Raw genomic sequence first — 16,919 nt, 5'->3', positions numbered from 1 at the left:
GATCCCATCGGGCAATCTCTGTATTGACAGTCTTTGCGGTGCGGATTAATGCCCTGCCTCCCCATGCCTTTCGGGCGTCCTGCCCCAAAGGCCCAAACAATCATTTTTACGCCATCAGCTTGCCGCAAAGCGCTTTCATATCGTGCGCCTTGTGCAGGGAATACGAATGCAATCGCCTTATCCATCCAATCTTGTTGTCATCACCGGCGGGCCCGGTGCCGGCAAAACCACATTGATCAATTATCTTCATGAACGCGGCTATGAAATAAGCCGCGAAGTCGCGCGCGCCGTGATCGAAGAACAGCAGGAACGCGGCGGCAATGCCCTGCCCTGGGGCGATAATGAAGCCTATGCCGGGTTGATGACGCGCGGCTCGATCCGCGCATGGCAACACGGCATGGGTCAGGACCCGCAAACCGTGTTCTTTGATCGTGGCCTTCCCGATACGCTGGCCCATCGGGAACTTTCCGGCCTACCCGATGACCCCGGCCTTAAACGCGCCATTGAAACCTATCGCTATCGCAAAACGGTTTTCATCCTGCCGCCATGGTCGGAAATCTACAAAACCGACAGCGCGCGAACACAAAGCTTCGCGGACGCCGTCAGAACATATGTCGTTCTGTATCGCACCTATCTGCAATGCGGTTACGAGCCGATTGAAATCCGCAAAGGCCCGGTCGAACAGCGCGCCGCCCAGATACTTGCCCGCCTGAAACTGTAATCCGACTTCGACAATTCAAAAGAACACCCCAATGCCCCGCACCTCAATCCGACTCACCATCGCACCTCTAACACTTTGCAGCATGTTTCTGCCCGCGGCCTCCATCTCGGCTATCGCTGCCTGCTATGACTGGCCGCTGCGCGAACGGCACGGTGAATACGCTTATGATGGCGATACCATCTATGTGAATATCCCCAGCCTTCCCGGCGAAATTGCCGAAATGTCGGTACGTGTGCGCGGCGTGGACACCCCCGAAATACGCGGCAAATGCGAAAGCGAAAAGTCCCTTGCGGGCAAAGCCCGCGATTTCGCCCGTCAAAGCCTGAAATCGGCCAAACGCGTTGAATTCTGCGAACCGGAATGGGGCCGTTATGGCGGACGCGTCGTCGCATCGGTGCGCATTGACGGCAGGGCACTCGATCAGGAACTGATCAATCAGGGTCTCGCCCGCCCTTATGACGGCAAAACCAAACGCCAACCCTGGTGCCAAGGGTGATCCGGTCCCAAAATCCATAACTTTGCCGTGAAGGCACTGGACATTGCGCCCAATCCGACCATCTTCGGAAGCATGACCAAATAACGCCTCCCGGAGAAACCATGACGAAATACACCAAGAACCCGGACGCCATCAAAGCCCTTGACGCCAACCAGTATCACGTCACGCAAAACAGCGGCACCGAACCACCGTTTCGCAATGAATTCTGGGATCACAAGGAAGACGGGCTTTATGTTGATATCGTCTCGGGCGAGCCGTTATTCACATCCCGCGACAAGTTTGATTCCGGCTGCGGCTGGCCAAGCTTCACCCGCCCTGTCGAAACAGATCATGTCGTCGCACGCGAAGACAATACCCACGGCATGCGCCGGATCGAAGTCCGCTCCAAACATGGTGACAGCCATCTGGGCCATGTCTTCCCCGATGGCCCCAAAGAAGCCGGCGGCCTGCGCTATTGCATCAATTCCGCATCGCTGCGTTTTATCCCCGTCCGCGATCTAGAGGCCGAAGGATACGGCGAATACAAACCGCTTTTTGATTAAAACAGCAAAGACCGGCACACGCGCCGGTCTTTCTCTATCAAGGCCTTAAAAATCCCCCGGCGCACATTGCAGGCAGGTCAACCCCATATCGCGCCATTTATCGACCACGCGCTTGCGATCATCGACCACCAGCCACGGGTTGAAGCCGTCGGCACGGATTTGTGCCAGAAGGTCTTCTTTGACTTCCTCGTCCGTGCGGTGATCGGCATCTTCCGGGCGCAGATACATGCCATCAAACGGAATGCCATGCGCCCGAAGCCATGCTTCGGACCGGTGCTGCCACCCGGCCGGGCGACCAGAACAAATCACAATCGCCTGCCCGGATTGGTGCAAAACGCGCAAAAGCCGTTCGATATCGGCAATCGGTGCGGCTTTATCCATTGCGTCGAAGAACGCATCCCAATGCTTTTCCGTCCCATGCACCAGATGTCCCAATTCATCGGCATCGAAATAGGCCAGCGTGCCATCCATATCGAACACCACCGCATCACGCGGGTTACTGATCGAACCGGATATTATGGTTTCTGGCTGGGTCACGCGGAAATCTCCCTGATCAGATCTTCGGTCAAATTTTCATATTCCCATCCCGTTCCGACCGGGCGGAACAGAATCGGCGTTGCATTTGCAATACGCGGACCTTCGGCATCAAAACCGGTCATATAAAGAATGCAACGCCCGACACCGGAATGGGCAACCACCACGGTCAAACGGTCGCTTACCTCGGCCAGGGCGGTTTGCATGGCAAACGATACCCGCTGACACATCGCATCAAACCCCTCGCCATTGGGCGGTGTATCGAACCGTGATCCAGCCTCGGCAATCGGGCGGCCTTCAAGGTCACCCCAATGGCGTTCGCGCAACCCGTCAAGAATATGCAAATCATAATCGGGCAAAACCAGCTCGGCTGTTTTGCGGGCCCTGTCCTGCGGGCTGACATAAACCGCCTGCCATTTGCCCATCGCCATCAATGGCGCAATCGCACGCGCCTGTTCGCGACCGGCATTGTTCAATGGCGGCTCGCTTGACCCGGCGATGATTTCGGCCTTGTTGGCATCGGTTTCCCCGTGCCGGATAAACACAAACGGCACTTTCGGAAAATCGAACGTCTTTGCAGGATAAATCATGTCTGGTCATTGCCCATTTACAGATAAAACCGATCCGAAAGCTGTAACCGCCCTTCAAAGCCATCGACAAGGCTAAAGTCCTCGGGACGGCCATTAAACAGCGGCACGATCTGCATCGCGTGGCAATCATTGGCCATCGCAACCACATCATCAAACAGCGGATGCACGTTCCAGCGCCGGAAATGGGCATGCCCCTTTTCGACCATGCGGCGTGCCTCGGCTGGCATGAAACCGGTAAAGATTACATGCGCATCGCGGCCCAGCCGTCCGTCCTGCCCCCATTTTTCAATCAGTTCGCCCGCGATGCCATACGTGCCGCACGGCGCATGGCACAAAAGCAATCTGGCATCCGGATTGAAATCACGCGCCTTGTCCTTAAGCACGCGCAGTTTTTTGATCGCATCAAACGATACATAATCCGATCCGCCATCCCCCAGAACCTGTTTGACCCGTCCATAGCACCGCGCATCCATCGTCCAGTCGGTCATGCCGTGCTTTTCAAACAGCAATGCCATTTCAGCTGCCCGTCCGCTCGGCGGTACGGGAAACAGGATTTGGCCGTCAAGTTTGGACATCTTGGTCAAAAGTCCGTCGATCCGCACCTGTTGTGTCAGGCGTTCCATGCCATAGGACGCATCCATCAAAACCGTCGCGGCATCCGGTGGTGTGTCATAAAGGAAGTAATCAGACTCCTTGCAGAAATCACCGGTGTAAAGAACCCCGCCGCCCAGTTCGAAATGCAGCCACACCCCGCCAAAGGCATGCCCGGTCCGCCCGGTGGTGACGGTGACACCGTCAACCTGGATTTCCCCATAGGGCGGCAGAATGATCACATTCGCCCCTGCAGGCAGGGATCGCGCCGTGACCTCGGTACAGTAAATCGGTAAACCGGCTGCTATCACCTCCGCCGCGGCACCGATATGATCGACATGGTCGTGAGTAATGAAAACGGCGTTAACCTTGTTCAACCATGCCGGATCAAAACCGCTGTCATTTTCCGGACCGACCCCGCAATCCAGCAACCAGCGCCGATTGAAAAATTCCAACCGCAAACAGGCCGGGCCTTTTTCACCAAGACCCGATAAAACACGCATCCGGGCAGACATCAGGCGGCCTCACCTTCTGATCGGTTAAACACCCAGCCATCGGAAATCACCAATCCGACGGCTTCGCCGATCCGTGCGCGTTGCGTCGCATAAACCGGTAAAACCTGATCGGCACCGACCCGCACCTGAAGCCGGAACCGACCGCCCAGATAAACGCAATCCTCGACCGAACCGCGCAATGTCCCGGCCTCGTCGACCCAGACATCCTCTGGCCGCAAACACAAACCAAGTTCGTTCATATTGCTGGCCGCCTCCTGGCAAATCCGCGCATGGATCGCCGCATCGCCCAATCGCACCGAACACCGTCCGGCACCCCGCATGGATACGTCACCAATCGGCAACACCGCCCCGGCCCCGACAAAGCCCGCGACCATATGATCGGCCGGTTCACGGTAAAGGGTTTCCGGGGCCGCCATCTGACGAATGCGGCCCTTGTCCATCACCGCAATCCGGTCGGCCATGGCCATGGCTTCGGCCTGATCGTGGGTGACGTAAATCATTGTCGCCCCGGTCCGGCGATGGAAATCCAGAAATGCCTGCTGCATGGTTTCGCGCAGATGCACATCAAGGTTTGCAAGCGGTTCGTCCAGCAACACCGCCCGCGGCTCCATCACCAGACATCGCGCCAATGCAACCCGCTGGCGCTGCCCACCCGAAAGTTCCGTCGGGCTGCGGTCGGCATAAGGTTCAAGGGCGACAATCGACAATGCCTCGGCAATTTTCGCATCACGTTCCGCCCGGCCAAGCCCGCGCACCTCCAACGGATAACCGACATTGCGCGCCACCGACATATGCGGCCAAAGCGCATAGGACTGAAACACGATGCCAAGGTTGCGTGCCTCTGGGTTGATCATCACCCCGTTGGCCGGATCGGCAACTGCCTGTCCGCCCAGGGCGATGACACCCTGATCAGGTTCCTCGAAACCGGCCAGAAGACGCAGCAACGTCGTCTTGCCACAGCCCGACGGCCCCAAAAGAGCAACAAATTCGCCATCATGGATATCAAGCGATACCTGATTGACCGCGCGGTAATCGCCAAAAGATTTGGTAATCCGCGAAAGATTTATGTCTGCCATGGTACAACTCCCTTGGGCAAACGGCGTGATGCCAGTTGGAAACCGGTCATCAACGCAACAACAACCAGCACAACCAATACCGCCACGGCCGAGGCCAGAACGGTGTCGCCACTGTCATCCAGATTGAAAATCAAAACGCCCAGCGTCTCGTTTCCGGCCGACCACAGAAGGGCCGAAACCGTCAATTCGTTAAACGCTGTCAAAAACACCAGCAACGCCCCAGCCGCTGCCGACGGTGCCGCCAATGGCAGCAGAATATCGCGCAACCGGCGACCAAGTCCTGCACCGCACGCCTGTGCCGCCTCTTCCAATGCCGGATCAAGCTGGGAAAAACTGTTCATCACCGGGCGCAGCGCAATCACCAGAAACCGTGCCAGATAGGCAACAAAAATGATCGCAAGCGTGCCATACAAACTGACATCGATTACCGGAATGCGGATGAACAGAAGAATGCAGGCAATCGCCAGAACCACACCGGGCAAGGCATAGGGCACCTCGACCAGAAGATTGACCATATGGGTCAACCGGGTCGGCCGCCTTACAATCACATAGGCCAACGGCAAACAGATCGCGACCAGCGTCACCGCCGCCCCAACCGACAACATGAAACTGTTATGGAACGCCCGGATGGTCGATGGCTGGACAAACAGGACTTCGTAAAACGCATCGAAACTGTAATTGGCAAGGCTCAGCTTAACGCCAAATGCCGGGACCAGTGCGGTCGCGACCAACGCCATCAACGGGATCACCAGAATGGCGATCAAAACCGTCCAAAGCACCGCTTCAACCAATGTCCTGCGTGCGCCCAACCGGATATCAAGTGGCCGCCCCACCATCCCCATCAGACGATAGTCACGCTTGCCCAGTAACCGGTGATGCACCGCCACACCCAAGATCGCAATCGTCCCGATCAACATCGCCAGCACCGATACCTCGCCCAGGACCGACGGGCCAAATCCGGCCAGTTTCTGATAAATCAGGGTCGGTAATGTCGAATAATTGGCGGGTATCCCCAGCATCGCCGGTATCCCGAAATTGCCAAGGGCCGTGACAAACGCCATCGCGGTTCCGGCGATCAGACCGGGACTGGTCAGTGGCAATATGATCTGCCACCACAGCCGTCCACCACGCGCACCCGCCAAACGGGCTGCTTCGATCTGTTCGCGCGGCAGCATGCGCAAATTGGCCCGAAGGGTCAAAAACACGATTGATGCATGCTGAATCCCCAGCAAAAGCGCAATCCCCTCGGCCGAATAAAACGGCTGGGGCGATCCCATCGGGGGTGCCATGCCAAGCGCATTCAAAAGTGCACTGCTCGGTCCGGTCAGTTGCACCCACGCCAACGCCGTGATCTGCGGCGGGATCATCATCGGGATCATGAAACAGAAAACCAGTACCGCCTTGGCGCGGATATCGGTCAGCGCGACCAGAAAGGCAAACGCGCCCCCAATCAAAAGCGAAATGATCGTTCCAAGCCCTGCGGTATAAAGACTGTTGGCAGTTGCCCGCCATGTCGTCGAACTGCCCAGAACATCGCGGATGTAATCCGCACTGGGCACACCGCCAACAAACACGCCTTCAATCGCAAGGCGCGCAATCGGTAAAATCGAAATCACGAACACCGGCAATAAAAGCCACGGCAACAACCGGTCCGAAGACCGGCTGCCAACCGTTGGGCTTGCAAAGCCGGGCATGAAGCCGCGAAGGCGACTTGCAGCCTGCATTATTCAGCCCCGAAAATGTCCGCGAACTTTTTCTTGTTCGCTTCTGCCTGTTCCAGTGCCACGGCCGGATTGAAATCCATCAGCTTGATGTCGCTGCGTGCCGGGAAACCTTCCGGCAATGCCATGTCGCCGCGTGCCGGGACATAACCCATGTCCAGAACCAGTTCCTGGCCTTTGCTCGACAGAACAAAATCAACAAACTTGTGCGCCGCATCGACGTTTTTGGCGTCTTTCATGATCGCAACCGGCTCGGTCACATAAGTGACACCCTCGGTCGGGAAGACGAAATCAACGGGCGAACCTTCGGCCTTGCCACGGATCGCAAGGAAATCGACAACCACACCATACGGCTTTTCGCCCGATGCAACGGCCTTGAACACGCCGCCATTACCACCCTGTGCGCGCGCTTCGTTCGCGGCCAGTGCCTGATAGTAATCCCAACCCAGTTCCTTGTTTTCCGTCAGGGTCGACAGATGAATAAGGGCCGCACCGGAATAAAGCGGGCTTGGCATCACGACCTGATTTTTCATCGCCGGATCGGCAAGATCGGCCCAGCTTTTCGGGGCTTTCTCGACACCGGTATTATAAACGATGCCGGTCGTGATCAGCTTGGTCGAATAGTAATAACCGTCCGCATCATAAAGGGCGGCTTCATAGGCCGATGCTTCGGGCGATTTATACGCCTGCAAAAGCCCCTCGCCCTTCATGCCTTCCAGGGTCACCGTATCGGCAATCAGCAAAACATCCGGGCGCGGATCACCTGCCGCAATCTCGGCACGCAGTTTTGCCATCAGCTTGGTGGTGCCATCACGCACCCATTCGACTTCAACATCCGGATAGGCGGCCTTGAAGGCATCGACGGTGGTCTGGGCATCCTGATTTGGCTGGCTGGTATAAAGAACCAGTTTTTCGGCGGCCTGACCAACAACTGGCAGCATCATCGCAGCCGAAGCCACGGCAGCAAGAAGAACGTTACGCATCATCCACATCCCTTGATTGCGTGGGGCGTACCTTTGCGGCCACCCCGAAGGTTTCGTTCGAAAACAATCCGACGGGGACGCTATATGGATTTCGATTTCAGTTGTGTGACAAAGCAAAGAATTAAATGTTTCAACAAGCCTGCCGGGCTTTTCAGACACAACCAAGCCTGTCTATACTCCGTGACATCGCGAAACACATGCTTTCGAACGAAAGAACATCAAAGGAAACCAATGTCCGATCCCGTGCCACTTGACCGCCGCCGCGACCGGATTGTCGCCCTTGTCAAATCCTGCGGCTTCATGGCGGTCGAAGAACTGGCACGCCGCTTTAACGTTTCGGTCCAGACAATCCGGACCGATCTGCGCGACTTGCAGGAACAGGGGCGCATCTTCCGCCGTCATGGCCTTGCCGGTCCGGCGCCCGATCCGGATAACTCGGCCTATGAAAAACGCGAAGTCTGGAACCGCAGTGGCAAACGCGCCCTTGCTGCCAAACTCGCCGATATCATCCCCGAAGGCTGCACCATCGCGATTGGCACCGGCACCACCGCCGAACTGGCCGCCCAAAGCCTGGCCTCGCACCGCAACCTGACGGTGCTGACCAACAATATCCATGTGGTACTGACATTACAAAACGCGCCCAATGTCACGTTACGCCTTGCGGGCGGGACCATCCGCACCCGCGATCTTGATATCATCGGGGCCGACAGCGCGGAATTCTTTGGCACCTACCGCGCCGATTTCGGGATTGTGAGTGTCGGGGGGATGTCGGAAACCGGGGACCTGATGGATTTCAACATGGACGAAGTCCGCGCACGTCGCGCCCTTGTCGCCTGCTGCGATCACGCGATCCTATTGGTCGATGAAAAAAAGGTCGGTCGCAAGGCCCTGTGCCGCGATGGTCATGCATCGGATTTCAAAACCGTAATGCTTAACACCGCACCGGGCGATATTTTGCAACAGCAACTGGTTCGGGGCCGATCACAGGTGATCGTCGCGAACTAGGATCAGGCTGCGCCCTTGCACCCGGTCGCCGACAGTGTCGGTTCTTCGCAGATATTCAAATCACGGCAAACATGCAGGGTATGGTTGGGTGCCACCGCGATCCAGCTATCGCTTTCGGCATCCAGCGGTTCGGACACGACAATCACATGATCCCCACGCTTGCGCCAGTAAAGCGATGGCGGCTTGTCATCGCTGGCATGGCGGATGGCACAAACGCTCTCGCCATTTGACAGGCAGGCGGTGAAACGGAAGGGTGCAGTTGCACCGCGCTCGTTCATTTCACGTTCGACAACTTCGATGGTTTTGCGGATCGCGCGATGCGGATCGGTGCGCAAACCAAATGTCAGCATCAGACAGAAAATAAGCTCGCTATCGGTCGTGCCATGGCGGGTGGCGTAAAATTCATCATCGATCATCGCTTCCAGCACGCGCCGCACAAGCGGATAATCCCCGATCTGGCCGTTATGCATGAACAGGTAATTGTCATGGGCAAACGGATGGCAGTTGGTGCGGCTGGTTTCGGTCCCCGTCGATGCCCGGACATGGGCGAAAAACATGCCTGATCGGATATGATGGGCAAGCGACCGCAGGTTCGGATCATTCCAGGCTGGCAGGATTTCACGATAAAGACCAGGCGTCTTGCGTTCGTCATACCAGCCGATGCCAAACCCATCGCCATTGGTCGGCGTCTTGGCCTGTTCGGCATGCAGGCTTTGTTCAACAAGGGAATGGCGTGGCTCGAACACCAGTTTTTCAAGATAAACCGGATCTCCGATATAGCTCAGCCAGCGGCACATATGACTTCCCTTGATTGACGTTACGGCATGAAGCGGCGCGACGCGTTATCTATGCCGGGGAACTACATAACGGTCAATGTGATATTTATGGTTTTGGTCGATCTTCCGGCTGCCTTGCGCAATCTGTCCGATACAGTTGGGGATGGATAATAAAAAGAACAATAAAGCACTTGCCAACCGGGAGGATTATCCGTATTTTCCGCGCCACAAAATGAATCGTGCTGATGTAGCTCAGCTGGTAGAGCGGCGCATTCGTAATGCGTAGGTCGTAGGTTCAAATCCTATCATCAGCACCACTATAACCCCGTCGGGCGAACAGCCCTGCGGGGTTTTTTGCTGCCTTTCCCCGGACGCGATTTGACGTTTTTTGTCACAACCTCCGGTGCTCCCCGTCCTTTTGACATGTGAACCGTCGCAATCCTTGTGAAATCCGGTTCGGCGCAGGCGTGCACCCTCCGCAGCGTTTCGCAAGTGCAACCAGGGGATTGTCAGCATGACCGACAAAGACCAACAGCCCAACAGCACCGAAAATGGCGGAAGCAATCCCGCCGCCACCAACGGCCCCAAAAGCCCGGCCGTCGATAACTGGCCGTGGGCCCATGTGCTGGGTTTCGACACGGCAAAGGAATGGGGTCTTGACGCCGTCATTCCCCGCCCGTCATCGGCCTCGCCGATCCCCGATCCGTCCAGTGGCGCGACCGGCGGCAACAATCCGGGGCCGCTCGATGGGCTATCGGGCCATACACCACTGCAAGGCCAGAATCTGATCGAATATGCCATGCAGAAAATCGAACAAGCCCTTGGCCAGCCGATGCAGGCGGTCCCGCCACTGTCATCTTACAGCTACGACGAATACGGCAACCTGACCACAACGGCGGGCGCGACCGTACCGGCTCCGGCCCCGCAAAACGCGGCACCGGAAACATCATCTAACGGCTCCGCCCCCACTGCTGCCGACACCCCCGATAACGGGGACGACGGGGACGACGATCTCACCGACGAAGAAGTCCCCCCCCGCTTTCAGGATCACGACGATACCGTAACCACGCCAAGCCGCCCGACATCCGGCATGTCCGGTCCCACAGGCCCGCAATCCTATCGCGTTGACCTGATCCGTGATGACGGCCGTGTGACACGGCTCGAAGGCAGCGTGACGTATGGCGATCTTTATCGCCCGCTTCTGCCCGAGCTATCTGGCAATGCCCAAAATGCCCAGACGCCGGACTGGTCGATCACACTTGATCAATTGCCCAACCCCGGCCCTACCGGCAGCGACACGGATGCCATTGTCACCGCACGGCTTGATGCCGCCGAAATCCCGGCTGATATCCGACAATGGGCGCTATCGGTAGGGCCACAAGATATCAACACCGCCCGGCTGGCGCTTGATATCCCGGCAACCCTGCCGTCTCTGACACGGGCCAGCATCATCGGTGGATTACCGTCCAGCGAATGGCACATGGCCGCGGCAACACTGGCAGCGGGCGGCGTCAGTACGGACAACTCCGGCACTTCGATCCCGGACGCTGCCGAACCCGTTGCTCCGGCAAGCCTTGGCATGGATCAGCAACTCGGTACGATTGACAGCACGCAGGATCCGTTCATCGCCACCCTGCGCATCACATCGGCCATCACCAGCATCCCGACCTCGATCCCGGTTCAACTGCAATATACAGGTGCTTTGCCCAGCCCGATCTTGCAGGGTGACGTCCCTCTCACGACCGAAACCAGCCTGTCGCTTCGCATGCAGATCATCGCCCCCACCGACGGCAAATCGGGCGCAACCCTTGTCGCGCTGATCCTGCGCGGGGCTGCGTCGGGCTTTTCGGTCACCGCACAACTGCGCGGCGATCACAAAATCTCGACCCCGACCGCGATGCTCGGCTGCATCGATCCGGGCCAGGATACCGAATGCCGCGCCGAAAGCATGATCGCCAATGCAACATCCAACCTGCAAACCAGCCTGATCAGCATCACCGATACCCCGGACGATGACGGGCTTGCCGCCTATGGGTTTGTGCTGCCCGCACCGTCCGGTAACGACAGCACCACCGACGCAACCCAGACCGACAAACCGGACAAAGGCACAAATATCGCCAAATCAGCCCCGGCGAAGCCAGCATCGGTAAAAGGCAAAGCCGCCATCACTGACAACACCAACAGCCCCCCCGATGCTGACAGCAATAACGGCGATACCGGCACTACTGCCACCAACAGTCCCGAAAAACCGGACAAGGGAGCCTCCTGATGACAAGCGGCCCGAACTTTCCTGGCGTCGAAACGGCAAGCAGCAAAAAGGATGCGGTAAAAAAGGCCTTCAATCAGGAATATCAGGCCACCATGAAAGCCATGGCGAATGCCGCGGACCGTGCGCGTGCGCAAGTTTTGAACCAGAAACTCGCCGCGGGAAGCCACGCACAATCAAGCCAAAGCACAAAAGCCGCCGCAACCGCCCCGAATGCACCGGGCACCAACAACGCGCCATCAACCCCGATCGAGCCGGGCGCAATGGTCATGATCGAAATCGCCAATGAATTGCGCCGCATCATCGTCGCGGAAATTGACATGCGCATGAACCATCTGGCGGGACAGGTCGAACAGGCAATCGCACAGTCAATTCCGCCTGTGGCATCAAATGCATCTTCCGATGCAAAACCCGCGGCCGCCCAGCCTGCCGGAAGCGGAAGCGAAACCGGCACTGCCCCACAAACGCCTCAACCAAATATTCCCGCCACGCCGCAAAGCAACGCGCAAAACCCAAGCGCCGCAGCGCCTCCCCAACCTACACCTTCTCCGGAAACCGCCCCGTCGGAAAACACCCGGCCCACAGCACCACAAACTGCCAATGCCGGTTCCGAAAATCCACCAAACGCCGCCCCACCGGCGGATGGATGATTCGGCTTTTGCCAAAGGTTGCAAGTCCGACCTGCAACTCGATCCCGCAGGACGTGGGCCACGACCTAGGCGAGAAATCTGAAAAATATCTTTTAAAACAGAAGGTTAAAGGGTGTCATCTGCGACTTTCCCAGCCAAGAATTGCGCAACCTTAAATGGTATTTTTCTTTTTCTTCACAATTAAGACTGCGCGCCGTCATAATAGTCGCGAGAGACCTAAACAGCCTTTGGTTGTAATCTTTCTGAGGAGGGGTCCGAAGTGCAGTACGAAAAGAATACCGAACAGGGACAGACAGAACTATCGGAAAACGAAATCACGTTTGCCCAATCCCTAGACGATGCCTTGGAAAAGGCATTGGGGACAGGCGACAATGTCACATCAATCTGGTCGCACCTCAAAGATGAACAGCGCGCCAGACTGGCTGCGGACTACCTTGCCGCATTGAATACTGATTCTCGTAAAAGTAGTAATTTTGAAAACAATTCGTCAGCCTCACCCACCACGCCAGAGGCACCGCCAGAAGCACAGCAAGGAACAGCAGCAGCCCACACAGCCCCCCCGCAAACCGGGCCAGAAACCTCTGCCGTGCCACGTGGTTATCCGGCGAATTTCAATCCATTGGCCGGATTTCCGGGACTGGAACCATCGTCAAACGGCCCAAGCCCAACCGATATCATCGCCGGTAGTCTTGGCAATCCTGGCAGTCTTGCCGGGCTGGCCGGCTTGCAGGGAATGCCGGGAATGCCCGGCTCGCGAGGATCGGGCAACACCGGCAATCAGATCGACCAGATGCAGCGATCCCTGCAGGATGCGATGTCGCTGCTGGGCAATCTCGGTTTCGAACAACCGGCTCCTTGCCAGCCCCTTGGCACCCCGCCAACACACGCCCCCCATCCACGGGCATGGCAATCCGATCCCCTCGATGATTCCGACCTTCCCGGTATGGAACCGGCCGCGCCAAATTTCTGGCCGCTCTGGATGGATCAACAGGACAGCCTTCTCAAGCAATGCCTGAAACTGATGTCTGGCAATATGGATGACGCGCAGGATGCACTGTCCGAAGCCATGCTAAAGGCATCGGTAAAGTTCGAGGATTCAATGGACGAAATCCGTAATCACCGCGCCTGGCTGTCACGGATCGTACACAATGCCTGCATTGATCTGCATCGGCAAAACCGCCGAAAGGCGGAATACAAGGAAGAAAACCACGGCACCGCGGATGCCGCCCTGCCGCCGATTTCCGGTCGCAACGAACCCAGCCCCGAGGAATCCTTTCTTGCGACCGAAATGTTCGACCATCTTGAACGCGCCTTACGCGCCCTTCCTGAAAAACTGCGCAAGCCGCTTCTGATGCGATGTGTCGAAGACCGCAGCTACGACGATATCGCGGTCAATCTCGGACTAAGCAATTGTGCCGTGCGTAAACGCGTTCAGCTTGCCCGCGATCATCTGCGTGGCGCAGGCATCCAGTAACCGCACGTGAAACCTGTTTAACGGGCAGAATGACAAATGCCATTCTGCCCGTCTCAACGCCGGGCTTGAAAAAGATTCGGCCCACAAAAGACTTACAGAAATCCCCTTGCTGGCAAAAAAAATCATCCGTCCTGTCACAACCCCGAATTGCCAGCGTCGATAGGGTGAATTCGGGACGGAGAAACCCCGTCAGGATTTCCACCGCAAGCAGCATACGAAGGAGTTTTGAAATGGCGATTCCGACCCCGGTAAACGGTCAAATCACCGATGCCGTCACCCAGGCAAACGTCAAGGTGCTCGGTGATGCCCCGGCCATGGCTATGGGCTCGATCTTCCAGTCACTGGCCCATTCCACGGGCATTCTCTATGAAAATGCCGTCAGCGCCCAGCAGCAGCTTGGCATTTCTTCTCAGGCGGCAACCAACCAGGGTGTCATCCAGATCTATTCGATCGACACCATGGCCGATGCCGTTGCGACCTCGAAAATTGCCCAGAGCGACGTCCCCGACAACATGCTTTCGCTTCTGACCACCCTTCAGGCCGTCAAAAGCTAAGCCCCGTCCTCCAAGACCTCCCCGATTGGGCGGCCCGTTTTCCGACCGGCCGCCCAATATCGTTTCCCGGCAATTCCGCCCGCAGTTTTTGACGGTTTGACGTCACAAAGGCATATCCTCACCGTCAAATGACTGATCGCCGCGCACCACGCGGAACGGGCCGGTTTCCGGCATATTTATCCAGGCAACCAGGAGACAGATTATGGCTGATAATACCCCGGTCAATGGCATGATTACCGATGCAGTGACCCAGGCCAATGTCAAAGTACTGGGCGATGCACCGGCCATGGCCATGGGCTCGCTGTTTCAGTCGCTGGCACATTCCCACGGCATTCTTTACGAAAACGCCGTCAGCAACCAGCAGCAGGTCGGCATCTCGTCGCAGGCTGCAACCAACCAGGGCGTCATTCAGGTCTATTCCGTCGACACCATGGCAGGTGCCGTGGCAACGCAGAAAATCGCAACCAGCGACGTTCCGGACAACATGCTTGCATTGCTGTCCGCCCTGAAGGCAACCACCGGCACCGCAGTGTCGTAAACCTTCATTGGTTTCGCCGCCCGAACCGGCCCGGCATGCAAAAGCTTGCCGGGCTTTTTTTGTGTCACAAATTCCGATCCTCACCGTCATTGCGATGTAGTTCACGCGCCAGCCAAGGAGACCGCGATGGCACCGGCAAATACCGCCCCGTCCGACAACAATTCCGACGCAACCTCCGTCGCAGACGCGGTGGAAAATTTGCAGGATCAGGTATCCCATCAGATCAGTGACGCTGTCAGTCTGGTAAATGTTGGCACCCTTGGTGTCGGCCCGGCCTATGCCACCCTGCAATCCATGCTGGCCCAGTCACAGGCACAGGGTGTTTTGATGGCCAACATGGTTTCCGGTCAGCGGCAACTATCCATGACCGGCATGGCCACCCTGACCAAAAGCATCGAACAGATGATGTCGCGTCCTAACCGATAAGGATCAAAACGATGAGCAACCCGCGCGAAGTCGACGAACAGATCACCGATGGCGTGACACAGACCAATACCACCGTCATCGGCTCCGCACCCGCCATGGGAACCATGCAGACTTACCTGTCGCAGGCCCAGGCACAGGGCGTGCTGTTTGCAAACATGGTCAATGAACAGCAACAGCTTGCCGTCGCCAGTCTGGCGACCACCATGGAATGCGCCCGCAATACGCTGGCGATCGGGGACAAAGGCCCAAAGTCCTAAGGGGGGATAATAATGGGACAGCAAAGCGCCCCCCCGACCTCAAGAGCGCACCGCCTCCCGCCCCCAAAATACCGGAAGACCCGAACAGCAATATCGAACTGACCGACGACGAACTTAAACGCCAGCAGGACGAATACGAAAGACAGAGACAGGCCGGACAATAACGGCACTTTAACCGGCTCCGTCGGTTCTGACCCGACCTGCGGACAAACCTTCAAGACAAAGGCATGACGTCATGAGCGATATCGTCAATCCGCAAATCACCGATGCCGTGACTCAGACCAACGTCAAGGTGCTGGGCGAAAGCCCGGCACAGGCGGTATCGATCGCCCTGCAATCGCATTCCCATTCAACAGGTCTGGCCATGGAAAACGCCACCCTGACGCAGGGAAACATGCAACAGGTCGCCAATACCGCAACCTCAAAACTGGTGGCCATGATCACAGCCCAGGCGGGTTGATAAAAAGGTCATCATTCAGGATTTTTGTCACAAAGATCAATCATCTGCGTCAAAACGGGTACGGTCATCGTGACCGCCAAATCGGAGGAAGAAATGGCTATTCCAACCCCAGTGAACGGTCAGATCACAGATGCGGTGACCCAGACATCGGTCAGCGTTCTCGGCTCGGCCCCGGCGAATGCCATGGGCATGATCTATCAAAGTGCCGCGCATTCGACATCCATCCTGTTCCAGAACGCTATCCAGGCCCAGCAACAGGCCTCGATGTGCTCGCAGGCCGCGACCAATATGGGTGTGATGCAGCTTTACTCGGTCAATACAATGGCCGGCGCGCAGGCAACAACCAAGCTGTCGCGATCCGACAACAGCAACACACTTCTGACCCTTTTGGTCATTTTGGCAGCAACTCGCCGGTAGGCAGCATTCGGATGTCACGCGCCGTGCGTGTTATCCGGAAATTTCAGTGAGGGCGTGACATGGCAGACAACACCCCGGTAAATTCCCAGATTACGGACGCGGTCACGCAGACCAACGTCAAGGTTCTGGGCGAGGCTCCGGCACAGGCAATGGGGCTCGTGTATCAGACGATGGCACATTCCATCAGTCTATCGATGCAGAACGCCATGCAAACCCAGGGCGGACTGCAACAGATCGGCAATGCCGTAACCTCCAGTGCGTGCAAAATGATTCTCGACAGCTCCGGTGGCGGCATGGGTGGCGGCGGCAAATCCTGACGCCGCCAAC

General features: G+C 57.2%; 21 protein-coding genes and 1 tRNA gene. 15 read left to right on the top strand and 7 right to left on the bottom strand.

Features of this window, described 5'->3' with window-relative positions; genetic code table 11:
* Positions 1 to 166 precede the first annotated feature (166 nt).
* From ABIE64_RS03080 to msrB, 3 genes are all read left to right on the top strand, one after another.
* On the top strand, positions 167 to 721 hold the full coding sequence (locus tag ABIE64_RS03080) for an AAA family ATPase (protein WP_007090398.1): 555 nt from the start codon (positions 167 to 169) through the stop codon (positions 719 to 721).
* A 31-nt stretch (positions 722 to 752) separates the two neighbouring features.
* A complete protein-coding gene (locus ABIE64_RS03075) occupies positions 753 to 1,217 on the top strand; it encodes a thermonuclease family protein (protein ID WP_083379391.1) in 465 nt (154 codons plus the stop codon).
* 101 nt (positions 1,218 to 1,318) lie between these two features.
* Positions 1,319 to 1,759: a peptide-methionine (R)-S-oxide reductase MsrB gene (gene msrB, locus ABIE64_RS03070; protein ID WP_007090400.1), complete on the top strand. Its 441-nt coding sequence runs from the start codon at positions 1,319 to 1,321 to the stop codon at positions 1,757 to 1,759.
* 45 nt (positions 1,760 to 1,804) lie between these two features.
* Here the strand turns inward: msrB and ABIE64_RS03065 are convergent, their stop codons facing one another.
* Genes ABIE64_RS03065 through ABIE64_RS03040 form a run of 6 tightly spaced genes read right to left on the bottom strand, consistent with a single transcriptional unit; the run spans position 1,805 to position 7,769 of the window.
* Complete coding sequence (locus ABIE64_RS03065) at positions 1,805 to 2,296, bottom strand: phosphatase domain-containing protein (RefSeq protein WP_083379390.1); 492 nt, start codon at positions 2,294 to 2,296, stop codon at positions 1,805 to 1,807.
* Complete coding sequence (locus ABIE64_RS03060; RefSeq protein WP_037990928.1) at positions 2,293 to 2,883, bottom strand: histidine phosphatase family protein; 591 nt, start codon at positions 2,881 to 2,883, stop codon at positions 2,293 to 2,295. The genes ABIE64_RS03065 and ABIE64_RS03060 overlap by 4 nt, the downstream gene beginning before the upstream one ends.
* Positions 2,884 to 2,900: 17 nt before the next feature.
* A complete protein-coding gene (locus ABIE64_RS03055) occupies positions 2,901 to 3,989 on the bottom strand; it encodes an MBL fold metallo-hydrolase (RefSeq protein WP_083379389.1) in 1,089 nt (362 codons plus the stop codon).
* Complete coding sequence (locus tag ABIE64_RS03050) at positions 3,989 to 5,065, bottom strand: ABC transporter ATP-binding protein (RefSeq protein ID WP_071240515.1); 1,077 nt, start codon at positions 5,063 to 5,065, stop codon at positions 3,989 to 3,991. The genes ABIE64_RS03055 and ABIE64_RS03050 overlap by 1 nt, the downstream gene beginning before the upstream one ends.
* Positions 5,053 to 6,789, bottom strand: coding sequence for an ABC transporter permease (locus tag ABIE64_RS03045; RefSeq protein WP_354376614.1), 1,737 nt, complete (start codon positions 6,787 to 6,789; stop codon positions 5,053 to 5,055). The genes ABIE64_RS03050 and ABIE64_RS03045 overlap by 13 nt, the downstream gene beginning before the upstream one ends.
* Positions 6,789 to 7,769 (bottom strand): ABC transporter substrate-binding protein, encoded by a 981-nt coding sequence (locus ABIE64_RS03040; protein ID WP_196871236.1) that lies wholly within the window; start codon positions 7,767 to 7,769, stop codon positions 6,789 to 6,791. The genes ABIE64_RS03045 and ABIE64_RS03040 overlap by 1 nt, the downstream gene beginning before the upstream one ends.
* Positions 7,770 to 8,000: 231 nt before the next feature.
* Between ABIE64_RS03040 and ABIE64_RS03035 the strand changes: the two genes are divergently transcribed.
* Positions 8,001 to 8,774: a DeoR/GlpR family DNA-binding transcription regulator gene (locus ABIE64_RS03035; RefSeq protein WP_037990920.1), complete on the top strand. Its 774-nt coding sequence runs from the start codon at positions 8,001 to 8,003 to the stop codon at positions 8,772 to 8,774.
* Between the two features lie 2 nt (positions 8,775 to 8,776).
* Here ABIE64_RS03035 and ABIE64_RS03030 read toward each other — a convergent pair whose 3' ends face one another.
* Entirely contained in the window at positions 8,777 to 9,571 is a 795-nt protein-coding gene (locus ABIE64_RS03030) for a class II glutamine amidotransferase (protein ID WP_007090408.1), read from the bottom strand.
* Positions 9,572 to 9,791: 220 nt separating this feature from the next.
* Here ABIE64_RS03030 and ABIE64_RS03025 point away from each other — a divergent pair.
* The 11 genes from ABIE64_RS03025 to ABIE64_RS02975 all read left to right on the top strand — a co-directional run bounded on the left by ABIE64_RS03025 (position 9,792) and on the right by ABIE64_RS02975 (position 16,909).
* Positions 9,792 to 9,867: transfer RNA gene (locus ABIE64_RS03025), tRNA-Thr, on the top strand.
* 197 nt (positions 9,868 to 10,064) lie between these two features.
* On the top strand, positions 10,065 to 11,819 hold the full coding sequence (locus ABIE64_RS03020; protein WP_354376613.1) for a hypothetical protein: 1,755 nt from the start codon (positions 10,065 to 10,067) through the stop codon (positions 11,817 to 11,819).
* Complete coding sequence (locus ABIE64_RS03015) at positions 11,819 to 12,466, top strand: RodZ family helix-turn-helix domain-containing protein (protein WP_354376612.1); 648 nt, start codon at positions 11,819 to 11,821, stop codon at positions 12,464 to 12,466. Before ABIE64_RS03020 ends, ABIE64_RS03015 begins: the two co-directional genes overlap by 1 nt.
* Before the next feature lie 259 nt (positions 12,467 to 12,725).
* Positions 12,726 to 13,940, top strand: coding sequence for an RNA polymerase sigma factor (locus ABIE64_RS03010; RefSeq protein ID WP_007090411.1), 1,215 nt, complete (start codon positions 12,726 to 12,728; stop codon positions 13,938 to 13,940).
* Between the two features lie 230 nt (positions 13,941 to 14,170).
* Complete coding sequence (locus ABIE64_RS03005) at positions 14,171 to 14,494, top strand: RebB family R body protein (RefSeq protein ID WP_007090412.1); 324 nt, start codon at positions 14,171 to 14,173, stop codon at positions 14,492 to 14,494.
* Between the two features lie 202 nt (positions 14,495 to 14,696).
* Positions 14,697 to 15,032, top strand: coding sequence for a RebB family R body protein (locus ABIE64_RS03000; RefSeq protein WP_007090413.1), 336 nt, complete (start codon positions 14,697 to 14,699; stop codon positions 15,030 to 15,032).
* Between the two features lie 126 nt (positions 15,033 to 15,158).
* Positions 15,159 to 15,458 carry a RebB family R body protein gene (locus ABIE64_RS02995; protein WP_354376611.1) on the top strand — a complete coding sequence of 100 codons (300 nt, stop codon included), beginning with the start codon at positions 15,159 to 15,161 and terminating at the stop codon, positions 15,456 to 15,458.
* Positions 15,459 to 15,469: 11 nt separating this feature from the next.
* Positions 15,470 to 15,715, top strand: coding sequence for a RebB family R body protein (locus ABIE64_RS02990; RefSeq protein ID WP_007090415.1), 246 nt, complete (start codon positions 15,470 to 15,472; stop codon positions 15,713 to 15,715).
* 235 nt (positions 15,716 to 15,950) lie between these two features.
* A complete protein-coding gene (locus ABIE64_RS02985) occupies positions 15,951 to 16,175 on the top strand; it encodes a RebB family R body protein (protein ID WP_007090416.1) in 225 nt (74 codons plus the stop codon).
* A 93-nt stretch (positions 16,176 to 16,268) separates the two neighbouring features.
* A complete protein-coding gene (locus ABIE64_RS02980; protein ID WP_037990938.1) occupies positions 16,269 to 16,592 on the top strand; it encodes a RebB family R body protein in 324 nt (107 codons plus the stop codon).
* A gap of 59 nt (positions 16,593 to 16,651) precedes the next feature.
* Positions 16,652 to 16,909: a RebB family R body protein gene (locus ABIE64_RS02975; RefSeq protein WP_007090418.1), complete on the top strand. Its 258-nt coding sequence runs from the start codon at positions 16,652 to 16,654 to the stop codon at positions 16,907 to 16,909.
* Positions 16,910 to 16,919 lie beyond the last annotated feature (10 nt).

The organism is Thalassospira sp. MBR-102, assembly GCF_040549275.1.
GTDB classification, from domain to species: Bacteria; Pseudomonadota; Alphaproteobacteria; order Rhodospirillales; family Thalassospiraceae; genus Thalassospira; species Thalassospira xiamenensis.
Note: the sequence above shows the minus strand (reverse complement) of the source record. Positions and strands in the feature narration are given on the sequence as shown.

Bases quoted from the DNA above. Each gene is read 5' to 3' on its own strand.
- ABIE64_RS02995 (WP_354376611.1), top strand. From the start codon at position 15,159: ATGGCACCGGCAAATACCGCCCCGTCCGACAACAATTCCGACGCAACC.
- ABIE64_RS02980 (WP_037990938.1), top strand. From the start codon at position 16,269: ATGGCTATTCCAACCCCAGTGAACGGTCAGATCACAGATGCGGTGACC.
- ABIE64_RS03040 (WP_196871236.1), bottom strand. From the start codon at position 7,769: ATGCGTAACGTTCTTCTTGCTGCCGTGGCTTCGGCTGCGATGATGCTG.
- ABIE64_RS03050 (WP_071240515.1), bottom strand. From the start codon at position 5,065: ATGGCAGACATAAATCTTTCGCGGATTACCAAATCTTTTGGCGATTAC.
- msrB (WP_007090400.1), top strand. From the start codon at position 1,319: ATGACGAAATACACCAAGAACCCGGACGCCATCAAAGCCCTTGACGCC.
- ABIE64_RS02990 (WP_007090415.1), top strand. From the start codon at position 15,470: ATGAGCAACCCGCGCGAAGTCGACGAACAGATCACCGATGGCGTGACA.
- ABIE64_RS03060 (WP_037990928.1), bottom strand. From the start codon at position 2,883: ATGATTTATCCTGCAAAGACGTTCGATTTTCCGAAAGTGCCGTTTGTG.
- ABIE64_RS03035 (WP_037990920.1), top strand. From the start codon at position 8,001: ATGTCCGATCCCGTGCCACTTGACCGCCGCCGCGACCGGATTGTCGCC.
- ABIE64_RS02985 (WP_007090416.1), top strand. From the start codon at position 15,951: ATGAGCGATATCGTCAATCCGCAAATCACCGATGCCGTGACTCAGACC.
- ABIE64_RS03045 (WP_354376614.1), bottom strand. From the start codon at position 6,789: ATGCAGGCTGCAAGTCGCCTTCGCGGCTTCATGCCCGGCTTTGCAAGC.
- ABIE64_RS03000 (WP_007090413.1), top strand. From the start codon at position 14,697: ATGGCTGATAATACCCCGGTCAATGGCATGATTACCGATGCAGTGACC.
- ABIE64_RS03080 (WP_007090398.1), top strand. From the start codon at position 167: ATGCAATCGCCTTATCCATCCAATCTTGTTGTCATCACCGGCGGGCCC.
- ABIE64_RS03030 (WP_007090408.1), bottom strand. From the start codon at position 9,571: ATGTGCCGCTGGCTGAGCTATATCGGAGATCCGGTTTATCTTGAAAAA.
- ABIE64_RS03005 (WP_007090412.1), top strand. From the start codon at position 14,171: ATGGCGATTCCGACCCCGGTAAACGGTCAAATCACCGATGCCGTCACC.
- ABIE64_RS03055 (WP_083379389.1), bottom strand. From the start codon at position 3,989: ATGTCTGCCCGGATGCGTGTTTTATCGGGTCTTGGTGAAAAAGGCCCG.
- ABIE64_RS03020 (WP_354376613.1), top strand. From the start codon at position 10,065: ATGACCGACAAAGACCAACAGCCCAACAGCACCGAAAATGGCGGAAGC.
- ABIE64_RS02975 (WP_007090418.1), top strand. From the start codon at position 16,652: ATGGCAGACAACACCCCGGTAAATTCCCAGATTACGGACGCGGTCACG.
- ABIE64_RS03075 (WP_083379391.1), top strand. From the start codon at position 753: ATGCCCCGCACCTCAATCCGACTCACCATCGCACCTCTAACACTTTGC.
- ABIE64_RS03015 (WP_354376612.1), top strand. From the start codon at position 11,819: ATGACAAGCGGCCCGAACTTTCCTGGCGTCGAAACGGCAAGCAGCAAA.